This window comes from Isoptericola croceus (genome assembly GCF_029382255.1).
Lineage (GTDB): Bacteria > Actinomycetota > Actinomycetes > Actinomycetales > Cellulomonadaceae > Isoptericola > Isoptericola croceus.
On sequence record NZ_JARLLG010000001.1, the window covers coordinates 1,234,889 to 1,249,609 of the forward strand.

Annotated in this window: 18 protein-coding genes; 3 read left to right on the forward strand and 15 right to left on the reverse strand. The window is 70.6% G+C overall.

Features of this window, described 5'->3' with window-relative positions:
* Positions 1–45 precede the first annotated feature (45 nt).
* From PZC42_RS05720 to PZC42_RS05780, 13 genes are all read right to left on the reverse strand, one after another.
* Positions 46–1,083, reverse strand: a complete 1,038-nt coding sequence (locus tag PZC42_RS05720) for a hypothetical protein (RefSeq protein WP_277209189.1) — start codon at positions 1,081–1,083, stop codon at positions 46–48.
* Between the two features lie 158 nt (positions 1,084–1,241).
* Positions 1,242–2,003, reverse strand: a complete 762-nt coding sequence (locus PZC42_RS05725; protein WP_277209190.1) for an HNH endonuclease family protein — start codon at positions 2,001–2,003, stop codon at positions 1,242–1,244.
* A 51-nt stretch (positions 2,004–2,054) separates the two neighbouring features.
* Entirely contained in the window at positions 2,055–2,870 is an 816-nt protein-coding gene (locus PZC42_RS05730; RefSeq protein ID WP_277209191.1) for a hypothetical protein, read from the reverse strand.
* On the reverse strand, positions 2,867–3,352 hold the full coding sequence (locus tag PZC42_RS05735) for a hypothetical protein (RefSeq protein ID WP_277209192.1): 486 nt from the start codon (positions 3,350–3,352) through the stop codon (positions 2,867–2,869). Before PZC42_RS05735 ends, PZC42_RS05730 begins: the two co-directional genes overlap by 4 nt.
* Before the next feature lie 45 nt (positions 3,353–3,397).
* Positions 3,398–3,568: a hypothetical protein gene (locus tag PZC42_RS05740; RefSeq protein WP_277209193.1), complete on the reverse strand. Its 171-nt coding sequence runs from the start codon at positions 3,566–3,568 to the stop codon at positions 3,398–3,400.
* Complete coding sequence (locus PZC42_RS05745; RefSeq protein WP_277209194.1) at positions 3,568–4,647, reverse strand: ArdC-like ssDNA-binding domain-containing protein; 1,080 nt, start codon at positions 4,645–4,647, stop codon at positions 3,568–3,570. Before PZC42_RS05745 ends, PZC42_RS05740 begins: the two co-directional genes overlap by 1 nt.
* A gap of 292 nt (positions 4,648–4,939) precedes the next feature.
* Positions 4,940–5,428, reverse strand: coding sequence for a hypothetical protein (locus PZC42_RS05750; protein ID WP_277209195.1), 489 nt, complete (start codon positions 5,426–5,428; stop codon positions 4,940–4,942).
* Positions 5,429–5,450: 22 nt separating this feature from the next.
* A complete protein-coding gene (locus PZC42_RS05755) occupies positions 5,451–6,224 on the reverse strand; it encodes a deoxynucleotide monophosphate kinase family protein (RefSeq protein WP_277209196.1) in 774 nt (257 codons plus the stop codon).
* Positions 6,225–6,313: 89 nt separating this feature from the next.
* Positions 6,314–6,817 carry a hypothetical protein gene (locus PZC42_RS05760; protein ID WP_277209197.1) on the reverse strand — a complete coding sequence of 168 codons (504 nt, stop codon included), beginning with the start codon at positions 6,815–6,817 and terminating at the stop codon, positions 6,314–6,316.
* Complete coding sequence (locus tag PZC42_RS05765) at positions 6,814–10,143, reverse strand: hypothetical protein (protein WP_277209198.1); 3,330 nt, start codon at positions 10,141–10,143, stop codon at positions 6,814–6,816. The genes PZC42_RS05760 and PZC42_RS05765 overlap by 4 nt, the downstream gene beginning before the upstream one ends.
* A gap of 162 nt (positions 10,144–10,305) precedes the next feature.
* A complete protein-coding gene (locus tag PZC42_RS05770; protein ID WP_277209199.1) occupies positions 10,306–11,013 on the reverse strand; it encodes a hypothetical protein in 708 nt (235 codons plus the stop codon).
* 37 nt (positions 11,014–11,050) lie between these two features.
* The gene (locus PZC42_RS05775) at positions 11,051–11,587 is read right to left on the reverse strand and encodes a hypothetical protein (protein ID WP_277209200.1); all 537 of its coding nucleotides are present in this window, start codon (positions 11,585–11,587) and stop codon (positions 11,051–11,053) included.
* Entirely contained in the window at positions 11,580–12,050 is a 471-nt protein-coding gene (locus PZC42_RS05780; protein WP_277209201.1) for a hypothetical protein, read from the reverse strand. The genes PZC42_RS05775 and PZC42_RS05780 overlap by 8 nt, the downstream gene beginning before the upstream one ends.
* 94 nt (positions 12,051–12,144) lie before the next feature.
* Between PZC42_RS05780 and PZC42_RS05785 the strand changes: the two genes are divergently transcribed.
* The 3 genes from PZC42_RS05785 to PZC42_RS05795 are packed head-to-tail and all read left to right on the forward strand — an operon-like array spanning position 12,145 to position 13,530.
* Positions 12,145–12,504, forward strand: coding sequence for a hypothetical protein (locus PZC42_RS05785; protein WP_277209202.1), 360 nt, complete (start codon positions 12,145–12,147; stop codon positions 12,502–12,504).
* 16 nt (positions 12,505–12,520) lie between these two features.
* Positions 12,521–12,712, forward strand: coding sequence for a hypothetical protein (locus tag PZC42_RS05790; RefSeq protein ID WP_277209203.1), 192 nt, complete (start codon positions 12,521–12,523; stop codon positions 12,710–12,712).
* An 8-nt stretch (positions 12,713–12,720) separates the two neighbouring features.
* Positions 12,721–13,530 (forward strand): TPM domain-containing protein, encoded by an 810-nt coding sequence (locus tag PZC42_RS05795; protein ID WP_277209204.1) that lies wholly within the window; start codon positions 12,721–12,723, stop codon positions 13,528–13,530.
* A 10-nt stretch (positions 13,531–13,540) separates the two neighbouring features.
* Here the strand turns inward: PZC42_RS05795 and PZC42_RS05800 are convergent, their stop codons facing one another.
* Together PZC42_RS05800 and PZC42_RS05805 are read right to left on the reverse strand one after the other, a co-directional pair.
* Positions 13,541–13,861, reverse strand: a complete 321-nt coding sequence (locus tag PZC42_RS05800) for a hypothetical protein (protein WP_277209205.1) — start codon at positions 13,859–13,861, stop codon at positions 13,541–13,543.
* Positions 13,862–13,902: 41 nt separating this feature from the next.
* Entirely contained in the window at positions 13,903–14,721 is an 819-nt protein-coding gene (locus PZC42_RS05805; RefSeq protein WP_277209206.1) for a metal-dependent hydrolase, read from the reverse strand.

A 14,721-nucleotide genomic window follows, 5' to 3' on the forward strand; every position in this document is an offset into this window, starting at 1 on the left:
ACCGGGGTGTTGACAGCGAACGGGCGAAAGTGACAACCGCGCCGATCATGACGCCCACCGTGTGTTCGAGGACTCGATCGCTGACAGCCACAGGTCGCCCGCGTACGACCGGTGTTCGTCCAGCAGATCCACCGCCGCGTTGCGCGAATCGGTGTCCGTCCCGGCGAAGGGCGCCAGCATCGCAGCGGTGTAGTCGTCCTCGATGCCGCGGTTGTAGGTGTCCACCGCGTGCGCGACGGCGCCGGTGACTCCGTCGGGGTGGCTGGACATGATCTTGCGGGCCGCGGTCACCTTGTGCTTCGACAGGTGCGGGCGGACGACGGCCGCATCGGCCGTCGTCGCGAGCGTGTTCCAGGCGTCGCGGCGGATCTTGGTCATGTCGGCGTCCTGTCCAGCAGCGGCCTCGGCGACGTCCTTGAGCCGGTCCGCACGCTCGACCCGGGTCGCATCGCGCTCGATCGCCTCGGTGAAGTCGTCGTTGACGCTCATGCGGCCCGGGTCGAAGCCCTGGCCGTGCTCGGTGAAGTCGCCGACGGTGATGACGCGAGTCTCGCGATGGAAGGTGCGAGAGGGGCGCTTGGTCCCCTCGGGCCACGTCCGGCGGATCCGGTCGGCCATGTCGTCGATCTCGGTGGAGGTCGCCTCGCGGCCGTGCTCGGCCTCGAAAGCGGAACGCGCGGCGGCGAGCATCTTGCCGGCCTGGCGGTCCTGCCCGGAGCGGTGGCGCAGCGGGTTGAGTCGGCTGGAGGCAACGGTGGCGACGAACGCGCGCGAGACCGTCTTGCCCTTGGCGAGCTCGGCCAAGCACTTCTCGGCGACGTCGCCGGCCGCGTCCTCAAGGTCCACAGGTGCCCCGGTACGCAGGTCGTCGGCCCAGCCCTCGCGCCGTGAGATGTTGCCGACGACCTCGTGGATGATGTCCATCAGCTCGCTCGAGGCGTCGAGCGGCTCGTAGCGCAGCGCGTGGGTGCCGCCGTCGGACTCGTCGGTCGCCTTGACCTGGAACGTGCCGTCGCCTGCTCGCGGGTGCAGGGACTCGTCGAACAGGGCCGTGCCCGCGGCGTCGTGAGTCGAGATGCTCATGCCCGGCCTGTTGACAGGCGGGGCATGTGGCGAACACCACGGTCATAGGCCCTGCGACGGCGCAGGTCAGGCGGCTACCTCACGGTGAGGGCACACAAACAGCGACGGCGTCGTCCCCGTGGTGGGGACGACGCCGTCGAGATGGGCGAGGAGCTAGGTCAGCACTTCTCGAGTACGCGGGCCATGGCGTCGTGCTCGGCCTGGGTGACCGCCAGGTCGTAGTCGGCCTTGACACGGATCTGCGCGGCGATGTACTGGCACCGGAAGTCCTTGTTGGGCGGCAGCCACTCGGCGGCGTTGGCAGCACCCTTGGAGCGGTTCTCGCTGGGGTCGACCATCAGCAGGTTGGCGGGGTCGTTGGCGAACTCCTCACGCAGCTCGTCGTCCCAGGCGTGCGCCCCGGAGATCCACGCGTTGCCGAGAGCGACCAGGTGCTCGGCGTCCAGTGACACCGACAGGTCGGAGTTGCCGCGCTCGAACTGGCGGGCCGTGGCACCGGTGTACGGCTCGTAGGTCAGGGTGCCCGACAGCACGGTGCAGCCGTCGTCGTCGACCGTCTCGCCGGTCAGGTCCCGGGCCAGGGTGTCGTTGCGGGCGTCGCAGCCGTTGCCGTCGGGGTCGGTCCAGTGGGCGAACGCGTCGCGGTCGTAGCCGGTCTGCGGGGCCTTGCCCTTGACGGTCAGCTCCCCGAGTGTCTCGGTGGCCTGTGCGACGTCGACCGACCCGTCCGGGGTGACGGCAGAGTCAGAGTCGGCGCCGTCGGTGGCAAACGCGAGGCCGTCGCCGAACGCGTCCGTGGCCCCGGACACCACGGTGCCCAGGTCGAGGTCGAGGCCGAGCTCCTCGTCGAGACCGGTGAACTGGATGACGAGGAAGGCGGCCAGTAGGCCCGCGGCCCAGCCGATGATTTTGCGTCGCATGCCCATACCTCACCAGGTTGGATCGTCGTGCGGGTGGCGCCCACGCCGGTGTCAGCCCTGGTCACGGGCCAAGTCAGCGAGCACCTGCGTCAGCCGGGACCGTGCCGCGGACGACGCCGCGCTGGGGTTCATCCGCCGGGAGATCTCGCCCCAGGCGGCCGTCGCCTCCCAGCGCGGCACCCCGCTGCCGTCGCTGCGGTGCAGGAACACCTCGCCGGCGTCGCTGCGGCGCACCCGGTAGCTCGCCTCGTCGCCGATGGACAGCGACACGTCCTGGCCGCGGCGCGAGACGTGCACGCCGTCGCCGAACCCGCCCGCTGCGGACACCGCGGCGTCGAGCGCGGAGTCGGGCTGCGGGCGCCCCTCGGCGTCGTAGCCGATCTGGCCGGCGCGGGCCACGATCTCGGCGTGGGCGTGGTGCATCGCCGCGGACTCGACGGCGTGGACTGCCATCTGCGCCCGGGAGTGGAACGCTTCGGCCCACGCCTCGACGGCCTCGCGGGTGTCGGGGTCGTCGTCGTACGCACCCGCGTCGGTCCAGTAGGTGTCGGCACCTGACTCGTAGCCGGTGAACCCGGCCACCCGCACCACGGACCGGTCGGTCCACACGGTGGCCGTGATGTCGTCGGCGTCGTTGTACTCGATCGCGGCCCGCGGCTCGGCGCCTGCCGCGGTGGGCCACGGCGGCAGCTCCTCGGCGTAGCGCATGTTCGCGTCGGCGGCCACGTGCACCGGGATCGGCTCGCTGGCGGGCTGGTCCGGCTCACCGCCGAGCGCGTCCAGACCGCCGGCGGACTCGGACACGGCCTTGGTCGCGAACTTCCCGTCGCCAGCTCGGGGGTGAAGGTTCTCGTCGTGGGTGCTCATGCTGCGGGTGCCTCGCCTCGGTTGTAGGTGCACTTGGGGCAGGTGGAGGTGACGTAGGAGGCGTCGCGGGCGCCGCCGGCGACCTCCTGGTCCAGCTGCTCACCGCAGCGCGGACAACGCCCCGGGCGGCGCACCGCCTGCGGGTACGTGCCCTCCAGACGTGAGCGGACCTTGGCCAGCAGCGGGTAGGCCTGCCGGGCCCACAGCTCGGCCTCGTCGCGCGTGTAGTGCGGTATCCGCCGCCGCCGCTGGGACGCGGGGATGACAGGCTCGTTGGTGGCAGCGTGGTGCAACGCCCAGGTCCCGTCGGGCTCCTGGCGGGCGACCAGCCCGTTGATCGGCTCCCCAGCGGGGTCAACCACGTCGCCCAGCGCGCCGGGCGCGCCCAGCGCGTCGGTGCCGCCGTCCGCTTCGGATACGGCCTTGACCTGAAACCTGCCGTCCCGGCGCCGCGGGTACGAGGCCTCGGTGAACGTGCTCATGACCGTGGTGTTGACGGCGACGCCGGGCCGATGACAACGACGTCGTCATCGGCCGCCTGCGGTCGCGAGATCGCTCGGCTCGGCGGGCCAGGCCCACAGGTAGGACTGCGCGCCCTCGAGAGCCCACTCCTCGTGGTCGTCCTCGCCGGCGAAGCCGTAGACGAGCCGGTCGACCTCGCAGATGATCTCGATCGGCGCCTGCGGTCGCGTTGCCATCAGTCAACCTCCTTGGCATTGGTCCATGTGCGTTCGGTCAGCAAGGTCTTGACGACCTTCGAGACGGTCTGGGACGACGCGCGCACCACCTCGGCGTCGCGCTCGGTGAGCGCCCACCCCTTGACGTACGACCCGGCGGTGTCGGCGGTGGAGTCCATGCCGTTGGAGCGGCACAGCACGTGCGCGATCGACTCGGCCTCGACCTCCATCGCGCCTCGGTGCCCACCGGTCGCCGTGTGATACTCACCGGCGCGCTCCAGGTGTCCGGCCTTGATGTGTCCGAGCTCGTGGGCGAGCGTGGCGGCCTTTGAGCCGTCCGACAGCCCGGCATCGATGACGACCCGCTTGTCACCGGGGGAGGTGTATCCGTGGTGCCCCGGTGTGCTCAGCGGCTCGTAGGACACGGTGAAACCCTCGGCCTCGATCGCGCCGTGCAGGTCCTCGACGAACCCAGGTGGAGGGGTCTCGGACAGCTCGGTCTGGATCTCGGGCAGCGGGTCACCCGAGGTCTGAGCGACGTCGAACACGCTCGCAGTGGTGAAGCCGACGATCTTGCGCTCCTTGACCGACTTGCCATCGTCGCCCTTGACGGGGTTGCCGGCGTCGTCGGTCTTGGTGACGCGGACCGCCTTCGGCGCGAGGATCTGGATCGACTTCTGCCCCTTGTCGACCTGGCGGCCCATCTGCTGCCAGCGGCGGTAGCCGGCCACCTTGGTGGCGTCGGGACGCTGGATCGAGATCAGCAGCTGGTTGGTCGGCGAATAGCGGGGGAACTTCGCCATCGCGTCGAGGTAGGCGTTCCACTCGGCGTCCCCGTCGAGGGCGGACACACGCTCGTCGAGCTCGCTGTGGAACGCGGCGAGCTTCTCCTCGAGCGTGTCGTACCGCTGGTTGAAGGGTGAGGTCTGCTCAGCCGGCGCGGCCAGGGCGTCGAGCCCGCCGTCGGGATCTGCCACGGCCTTGGTCGCGAACTTCCCGTCACCTGCGCGTGGGTGTGAGACCTCGAACGGGGTTCGATGTCTCATCGCATCACCGCGCTCCGCGCGGAGATGCGACAGGTCCTCGGTGAAGGTGCTCATGCCCGGTGTGTTGACAGCGCCACGACGCGGACGACGGGACGCTGCCGCGCCCGTGGTCCGCCACTCAGGGGGCGACGTCGTGCGGCACTTCGGCGAGACAGGCCGCTGCAGGGCCGAGAGACGGCGAGTCCTCGGGCTCGAGGTCGGGCTGGGCGCATCGCACCCGGCCGTCGGAAGCCAGGTTGTCAGGCCGCGGTGCGACGTCGAGCGTCGGACGACGCCGTCGTACCCGCACCTCGGTCAGCCCCGGACTGCGCCTTCTCCGTGTCCCGAGCCCACGAAGCCGTAACGGCTACCGGGCGCCCGTCAGCAGCGAGACGATCCCCAGCTGGGACAGTGTGGTCAGCAGCTCGCGTTCACCGGACGGGTCGATGAACCACACCTGTCCAGTGGGTTCAGGGGTGGCACTGAACGGGGCGTAGTCGGTGCGCACCAGCACCAGCGGCACCGGGCCGGCCCACGACCCGACGGTGACCGGCACCTCACGCGGGGTGAGCAAAACCTGCAGCACGCTCTCGTCCACGTCGGCGACGTCGACCCCGGACCGGGCCAGGAGCACCTGCTGCTGCACCGTGGCCGCGGCCGCGGCGTACGCGCAACGCGCCACGAACGCCTCGTCGTCGTCCATGCGTGCGTAGTCCGGGATCAGCGTCCCGACCAGCTCGGTCAGGGAGTCGGCGAACGACGTGGTGGTCGCGCCGACCAGTGCGAACGGCCAGCTCGCTCCCGGCGTGGGGTGCTGCGGCGCATCGGTGGCGACATCGGTGGTGGTCACGAGCATGGTGGGCTCTCCTCGCAGAGGATCAGGCCGCTGCCGACAGCCGGCGCAGCGAGACGGCCAGGTCGTCGACCCGGGTGTGCAGGGCGGCGATGGTGGAGTCGTTGACCAAGACGTCGGCCACCAGGGCCTCGTCGATGCCGGCCTCGGTAACGTGCCCGTTCGCGGGGCCGGTGCCGGGCCGGTCCACGCGCCACAAGGTCGCGCCGCGGCCCAGCAGCACGTGGGCCTCGTCGTCGCGGCGCACGTCGCCGACGACGACCGGTCCGACGCCGTCGGTGGCGAACGACTCCGCGATGCGGGCCAGCAGCTCACGCCCGAGGATGTCCGCGCCGAGGTGCTGGTTGATGACCTCGCTGCCCAAGCGCTGCAGCAGGCGGCGTACCTCGGGGCCGTGCACGCGGTCGGTCTTGGCCTCGTCCCACCCGACCTCAGTGACCAGCTCGCGCAGCGAGATGCTGCCGTCCACGCGTGGATTCAGTACCCGCATCAGGTCCAGTGCGTGGTCGGTGGTGACCGGCTCGAGGTCGAGCGTGACCCCCATGACGTCGGTGACGAACGCCCCGACCAGACGGCGGATCTCGCCGCCGTGCAGCAGGTTCTCGGCAAGTTCGAGCCACGTGCCGGGCACCTGGGACAGGTGGGTGTGCCCGTCCAGGAACGGGTCGAGCTCGAACAGCGACTCGCGCAACACGTCGGCGTGCGCGAACTTGCGGTATCCGTGAGCCTCGACGAGCCGGTCGGCCACAGTGTCCTTGCCAGCGCGCGCGTACCCGCTCAGCGCGACGATCGTGCTCATAGTGGTGGTCCCTTCATCGGTCCTGCGGACGCGGCCGCGTCCTGGTGTTCCTGTGGGGCAGCGGGCGGCGGTGAGCCCTGCGGTGGCGATCACGCAAGCACCCGAACGGTCGTGGCACAGGCGGCCAGGTCGCCGGACAGCGCGTGCTGGTTGGCAACCACGACGTCGAGGTCGGCTCGCTCGGCGAGCTCGCAGAAGGCGTGGTCGCCGCTGGCGACGGTGAAGGCGGTGAACCCGACGCTGAGCAGGTGCTCGGCGACCTCCAGGAGCATCCGGTCTGCAGCGTCAGGGGCGTTCGGGCACACGCGAAGCGGCAGCACGTCAGCGCCGACGACGCTCGACCGGCCCAGGTAGGAGGCGACCAGCCCTGGGGCGCACACGCCGAGCCGGAAGTCGGCCTCGACGTCCAGCACGCGGCGCAGCCGCCGGTCGGCGTCCTGGGCGGAGACCCAACCACCGGTGTGCGTGCAGTGCAGGAAGTTCTCGAGGTCGACCAGCAGCCCGCGGCGCCCCGACGGCACGGCGTGGCCCAGGCTCGCGACCCGCAGCAGGTCAGTGCGGCGCGGCATCATCGCGGGCGTCGGCGCGGTCATGATCCGACCCCCGACCGTGCGTGCTGGGCGGCATCGACGGCCAGCTGACGGGCCGCGGCCGCGGCGCCCTTGAGTCGCGGCTCGGGGGCGTCACGACCGTCCGGAGCGCCGAACCCTCCCGCGTCCAGCCCGGAGCGCGGCGGGCCGTCGTCGGCGAGCTCCTCGGCGATCTGTGGCACCAGGCGGCCCACCTGGGTCGCGCTCGGCTCGGGCCTGGAGGCACGCGGGAGTTCGATCGCCGTCATGCGCTCGAGATAGGTCTCGGTCGTGGCGAAGAACCCCTTGAACACCTGCGGCGTCTGACCCTCGAACTCCGCGATGCCCACGCCGCGCGCCGCGTCGTCGTCGGCCACGATGTACTGGGGGATGGTCGGCAGCTTCTCCGGCACCTGGAAGGCGTGCCCGAGCTGTTGCTTGGACGGCTTGGACCCGAGCAGCACCCGGTGGGGCAGGTTGACCTTGATCTTGGGCCCGATGCCGAAGTTCGCCTGAGCCTGCTGGGTCAGGTACAGCACGCGGATGCCGGCGGCGCGCATCTCGGCGGGGATCTTGGCAAGCGTGACGGCGAGCAGGTCGGACTCGAGGTTCTCCTGCTGGACCTCCAGACGCTGCGGGTGTTCCCTGGGCAGCCCTTTCGGCTCGGCTTCCTTCATCAGCTGGGCGGCGAGCTCGTCGCCGACGAGCATCAGCGGAGGGTTCTCGCGGCGCACGTCGGCGGGCAGGTCCTGCCACTTCGAAGCGCTGTGCTCGGCGAGGAGCCGGCCGCGCCGGACGCCCTCTTCGTGCACGAGGCGGGCGACCGCGACGGCCTCCCGCTTGGACTCGCATCCCCAGCCGTGCTCTCGCACGTACGGCTTGGCCCACTCGAAGTCCGTCTTCTTCTGCGGGGCGTTGATGATCGCGACCTGCCAGCCACGCCGGAACAGGCCGAACAGGAAGCTCTGTGACCAGACCGAGTTGTGGGTGGGGATGAAGCCCTCGACCAGGAACAGGTGCTCAGGGTGGGCGACCTTGAGGCAGCGCATCTGGACCGGCTCGACGACCTCGATGCTGGTGATGTAGTTCCACTGCTGGGTCTGGCGCAGGCTGCCAGGCACGGGCAGGCGCTCGGCCTTGCGCGGCAGGCGAAACACCGGCAGGTCGGTGGTGAACGCCAGCCGGTACTTGCCCGAGCACTCCACACGTTCGCCGTCGGCACTCGTGTAGTGCGACGGTGCCCAGACCGGCGCGGTGGCCTTGATCCCTAGGGACCGCACCAGCTCGAGGACGCTCATGACCAGGTCTTTGTGGACGCCGCCCTGGACGAACTCACAGGTGCCGTCAGCACCGACGTGCCCGTCGGTGTCCATCAGGCCTTGCAGCAGTGCGAGCCGTTGCGCCTTGGACGCCCGCAGGTAGGCCGCGGGGATGTGCTTGTCGCCCAGGACGCCCGCGGTTCTCAGGTCTCGCGACAGTCCACCACGCACTCCGACGAGAAATACGTTGCTGGGGGTGGGGGTCGCTTCGTACCCGGCGGCCGTCAGGTGTGCGATCAGGTCCGGCTGGTCGTCCGGGTGACTGGCCACCTGCCCGCCGCCGACCGACCCATCACCCAGCCAGGCACCGAGCACGTAGGGGTCTACGGGCAGGTCCACTTCGGGCCCGTCGACGGCCTCGGTGACCCTCACAGCCCAGTTCGCGCGCTGGGCCTGCCCGTAGCGCAACGACTCGTACATCTCGCGCGTGGTGACGACCTTCTCGACCGGCGCGGCGTGCTTCACGTTCGCCTCGAAGTGCTCGGCGAGCAGCACCAGAACCTCGTCGACGGGATACGTGGTGACCGTCCGGGGGACACCAACGTGCTTGCGCTCGGCACCCACCCTGCGAGCGATGGTTCCCAGCTTCTCGGTGGCGTCAGCCGACATGGCGGACCGGTCCGCTCCGCGCGCGACCAGGTGCTCGACGAACTCGATCCCGGTCATCCACGTGCCGCGCACTGACTCGATGTCCTGCGGTGTGAGCGCATAGCGCGCGAAGCGCGGCGCGTCACAGGGCGCGGTGTCCCAGTAGCTGGCCAGGGCCGTCATATCGAACGCGTACCCGGGCCGGCGCGTGTCGTATGCACGTACTGGGGTCGCAAGATGCTCGAAGTCGGCTGCGTACCGGTAGAGGGTGACCGGGTTGTAGCCGATGAGCCGCGCGATGTCGCTCAGCGTGCCCATCGTCCCGGCGCCGATCTGAGTGGCGAGCGAGCGCAGCTCGGCAGCCTTGTGCGCTACCGCTGAGGCGCTCATTGAACGCTGGCGTGGCTCGGCCAGGGCGCGCGCCTGAGCCTTGCGCACCTGGAGCGGCGTGGCGGTGGTCCGGCTGGCGGCGCTGGAAGCCTTCCAGAGGTGACCGGCGTCCGCCGTGACGGTCTGCCCGTCGCTGAACGTGACTCGATACCCCGGGGCGGACACGACGTCGGAGAACCCGACAACCGTTGTGACCGATCCGTCCACGGCGTAAACCTGGTCGCCTTCGATGAGGTCACCGTTGCGCGCCCAGCCCGTCGGGAACCGGTCGGAGACCGGAACCGGGATCAGACCGGCGAGCTCGGTCGCCTTCCCAGAGCCAGCAAGCCCGGTAGCCAGAACGCCGGCCGTGCCGTCCAGGTCCACCACCGCCGGAGCGTTCGGTCGCCCCTGGCCGCCGAGCCCGACACCCACCGGGATCCGGAACTGCGCGGAGGCGTCGTCGTCGAACGGGTAGGGGTACATCGCCGGGAAGGTCGGCAGGTCCGCCGGGATCAGCGAGGCGGTGTTCGTCGCAGCGTCGACCTGGACGTACCAGCCCGGCTTGCCGACGATCTCGGTGGCAACTTCCTCGAGCTTGGCGCCGTGCTTCGAGGGGGAGTAGGTCGGCAGGTCCAGGTCGAACCCGCCGTCACGGCGTCCGGTCACCGACACCTGCCACGGCTTGACGCCCAGCGCCAGGGCCACCGCGCCGCGGCAGCGCGCCTCGTCCGGGGTCAGCTTGGTCAGCGTCGCCTTGCCGAGGTACGGCTCGAAGCTGGTCAGGTAGAAGCCCGGGTGCTGGTCCTCGAACCGGGCGGCCATCTTGTCGCCGTCAGCCGGCTTGGTCCCGCGCGGCAGATTCACCGCCTTGGTCGGTGAGGTCGGCTGGCTGGCGCGCACCTCGGTCAGCGTCACCTGCCGGGTCATCGTCGCGGTGCCGTCGCCAGGGTCGATGGACTCCAGCTCCCAGCCCTCGCCGTGCTTGCGGGACACCAGGGCCACCAGAGCGCCACCGTGCTTGCTCGCGTCGAACCCGCTCGGCAGCGGGACGTTCAACCTCTCGATCGCCATGTCGCCTCCAGGAGTCCTGGGGCGCCGGACCTTGACGCCCCTCGTCCTGGTCCATGCACACGAAGGCGGTGCGGCCGGCCGAGGCAAGTACTGATGTAATCCCGGCTCAAGTCGGCCGGGCGCCCGACCGTGCCGGGTGCCCGGCCTGCGGACACGGCGGACTCACCGCATCTCGTCGTCGACCATGTCGGCGATCTGCTCGGCACAACGCCCGACCCGCCTCGAGACGGGCCCGGCGGTCGGATCGAACATCCGGTGCGACAGCGCCCGATCGTTCTCGCGCAGCAGGCCGTCAGCCGAGTAGTCGGCGAACACCACATCGACCTCGCTCGGGCTCGGCTTGACCAGCGCGTACTCGGCCGACCGCCACGGGTCGGGCAGGCTGGAGTCCAGGATCGCGACCGTCGTCGGCCCCGACCCGGTCACCGACGGGGCAGCCTGCACGACGATCTCCGGGCGAGACGTCATCCGCACCGCGCGGTCGGTCGGCACGAAGTCGGTGCCCGAGTCGGGCACCGGGTCGCACGGCTGCCATCCCTCGGTGCGCGCGAGGGTGTCGACGACGCCATCGGCCACCGCGGCCAGATGCTGCGGGTAGCGAACCGACAGCGGATTGGCCACCGGGCGCAGCTTGCGTACACCCAGCGCGCGGTCGGACATTCCGGTAAGCGCGGGTTGCGCCGCAGCCGCCGCGGCGGACGGGTTCTCGTGCGGGGCGCGACGGCCGAGGATCGTCTCGGCCGCCCTGGTCGCCTCGCCCAGGTGCGCCGCCTCCAGTGCGGACATGCCTCCTGACGCCTCCGAGACCGCCTTGGTCGCGAACTTCCCGTCACCTGCGCGCGGGTGGAGCTGCTCGGTGTAGGTGCTCATGCTCGGTGTGTTGACGGCGCACGCGCCCGGACGACGATCAGCGCAGTCGCTGCGGCAGCCACCGCTGCATTCCGTGCACCTGGGCCGTCTGGCGAAGGACGTCGTCGGGGCTGGCTTCGGGTCTGTACAGGCCGCCCGCGCTCACACCGTCGACGCCCGCGACCGTGAAGAGTCGCCGAGCGTTCGGACCCCACTGGGCGGTGTAGCCGTCCCACATGGCCTGGTAGTCGTCCAGCAGACCGCGCAGAACCTCGACGTCGGGGTGTGCCACCCACACGTGGCGGGCTGGCACGTACTCGGGACGCGGCCAACGGACCAGGTTCGGCGAGCTGGACACCTCCACGATGACCGGGAACCCGTCCGGCAGCGTCAGGTCGCTGCGCAGTGACTCCAGGATCGCGGCGGCACGTACCCGGTCAGCCCAGTCGTGGGACTCGATCATGGCGGGCAGGCGTGCGGCCCGCTCGACGGGCGATCCGTCCAGGGTGGGCTCGCCCGCGAACTTGCGCGCACCGTGGCTCGGGTCGTAGCGGTGATCCGACGACCTGTCGTAGACGGGAGCCGACTCAGCCATGGCGGGCAGTCTCCTGCTCGAGCATCCAGCGGGCGTACTCGAGGCTGCGCTGGGCCGAGGCGACCTTCTCCTCGGCTTCGCTGACACGCCGGCGGGCGTTGTCGATCTGCGTCTGGCCGTCCGGCTCGGCGCCCTTGCGCACGAACCGGTGCACACGCAGGCCGTGCTGGGAGGTGTACATGCGGCGGTCGTCCGGGTGGAACGCCTGCCACGGCCAGCGGCCGGGGATGTCCCGTTCGGCGATGAAGTCGTCCAGGTTGAACTCCACCTGTGCGGTGGCGACCTCATCGCCGGTCAGCACGTGGCTCTCGGACCCAAGGGCCCAGAACGTGTCGAGCAGGACGATGCGCCCGTCCCCGCGACGCCGCGCGATCGCGAAGCCCTCCCGGCACCAGCGGTCCGGTCGGCTCAGCGTGTCGTAGCGGACGACGTCGTTCTCTCGGAAGTCGATCGTGGTGGTCATCGTGCGCGCCCCTTCCTGGCTGTCTGTCTGCTTGCCAGGTTGGAGCGTCGCGCCGATGGTGCCTGGCGGGCTCCCGCCAGGCATGATGTCCGCTATGAGCGGTGCAACCGAGCACGGGAGAGCTGGGAATCTCGACGGGTCCGAGAAGTTCCGCGGGCTCGACGCCACGGTCATGGACTTCTGGCGCTTCGCGATGAGCGACTTGCGGATGAACAACGTGCGCGGATATCTCGGCGAGTTCCTCGTGGCCCGAGCACTCGGCGCCGCCGGGAACCGTGTCGAGTGGGACGCCTACGACGTGCTGACACCCGACGGAGTGCGCGTCGAGGTCAAGGTCCGCGCCCACCTGCAGGCGTGGGCGCAGCGCACCATCAAGCTCGGCGACTTCAAGATCAGCCAGACCAAGCCGTGGGACCACACCACGGGCCTACGGCGCCAGGGGTTGGAACGCTGACGTGTACGTACTGTGCGTGCACACCGTGTCCGACCCTGAGCGGTACGACGAGCTCGACCTTAGCCAGTGGGAGTTCTACGTCCTGCCGCGCCAGGTCGTCGCTGACCGGGACGGGCGCAGCATGTCGCTGACGTGGCTGCAGGAGCACGCCGGACCGACGCCGTATGGCGAACTCGCTGGTGCCGTCGACGAAGCGGCGGCCCGGTGAGGGGCGTCATGAAGGTCGCCGGGCGCTTCGCGGTGGCGACGGCGGCTGTGTGCCTCGTGGTGGCCTGTGCTTCCGTCCCCGACGAAAAGCTACCGGGGCCCGCGACTGATGCCGCCTCGCCGCGGGCCGAACAGGCTGTGGCGACGTCGTGCACCCTCTACGAACACGGGCACCCGACCGAGGTGGCGGTCAGCGGCGTGGGAGCAGACGAGGTCTGCGCACAGATCGCTGAGGCGTGGTCGGGTAGCGCCGCATTCTGGACGGCGAACGCCCCCGAGGGCTATGAACCCGGCCCATTGGTGTGCGACGTCCGCCAGGAGGGTCTGACCGTCACGGTGCGCGATGGTGGCCTGCGTGACGCTGGCACGAGGGCATGCGGTTTGTTGGTCAGCAGCGGCTGGGTCGAGGAGCCGCGGGTCGCGCAGAACGCGCCCACCGTCGAACCAGCTGCGTCTCTCCGTGATGAGGCCGATGTGCTCGGACAGCATCATGGTGAGGTCGCCCAGGCGCTCGGCCGGGTGTCCGAGGAGACACCCTTCGAGCTGTTCGTCGTCTACGTCGACACATTCGACGGGCAGGACGGGCGTTCGTGGGCTGAGGCTGATGCGGCCGCCATGGGCCTCGGCAGGCACGACCTGCTCCTCGCGGTCGCCGTCGACGACCGGCTCTACGGCATCTCCTGGGACGCGCACACAGACCTCACCGTCGACCAGCTCGACGCTGTCAAGGATGCCGCTGTCGAGCGGTTGGGGCAGGACGATTGGCCCGGGGCGAGCATCGCCGCCGCGGACGAGCTCATCAGCGAGACCCGCGGCTGAGTCCGCCGTCCTACGTGGAGCGGACCGTGTCGAGCGCCTGCCCGAGCCGTGTGCGGGACAGCACCTCCGCCGGCCCGGTGGACGCCATGACCAGTGCCAAGCCGCCGGCCTGACCGTTGGCCAGTCGGCTGCTGATCCACGCCTCGACGTCCGCCACGAGGTGCGCCCAGACGTTGTCCGCCTGGCGCGGGTGCATCGTGCTGGCTGCATGCGGCTGTCCGGTGTGGTCGGTCCAGACCCCCGAGGCGAACCGCGGCTGGTCGGCCACCAGGGCGTCGGCGATGACGTCGGCGCAGAGCCGGTCGGCGGTGGTGGTGCTGGTGTCGTACATCGTTGCCTCATGCTTGGTAGGACATGGCTGGGTGGCGTTCGTTACGCAGGTCGTCCCTCAATCAGTCGCGTGATGGCCTCGGCGACGACGCCGTCGGCCATGCCGACCCCGCTCGCGATCGCCGAGACGACGCCGTAGACGGCGTACAGCGTGACCGGGATCAGGAAGACCCACTCGCGCATCGAGCCCGCGTTGCCCAGGACCGGGACGCCCATGTAGCCGTTCGGCTGCCAGCAGCGGTTCAGCACCGGGGTGGCGGCCCACGCCTTGGGCGGCTTGGGCACCCACGGCCACAGCAGCGGCACACCGCCGGTGGTGAGCATGTCCCCGGCGATGTGGATCGCCGCGCCGAGGCCGACGGCAACCGGGAGCCACGTGAACTCGCTCGGGGCCGCGAACATGATGAACGCCGACAGTGCAGCGGCCAGCAGCCACGGACCGAGCTTGCCGCCTCCGCGGGTCAGCTTGAGCGCCTTGGCGGCGAACGCCACGAGCAGCAGCGAGAACACGCCCGCGCCCACGGCGAGCTCACCGACCGGCGATTCCCAGGTCAGCAGCCCGGCACCGAAGGCGATCAGCACCGCGGCCGCGATCCCGACCAGGGAGTGCGTGCCGTGCCGGTGCCCACCTGAGACCGCGCCGACGCCGGAGCAGATCACGTTCGACACTGGCGGCAGCGAGTGCGCGATGGTCGCGTTGTGGTGGTCGGCGTCCGGCAGCAGAGCCGCACCGGCGCACACGATCGACCCGGCCACGACCCCCAACGGGGAGACCTCGTACAGCCCGAGCGTGTACGGCGCACCCGAGGAGACCGCGACCCAGGCCGCGGCGCCGGTGGCCGCGTGGTGCCCACCCATCAT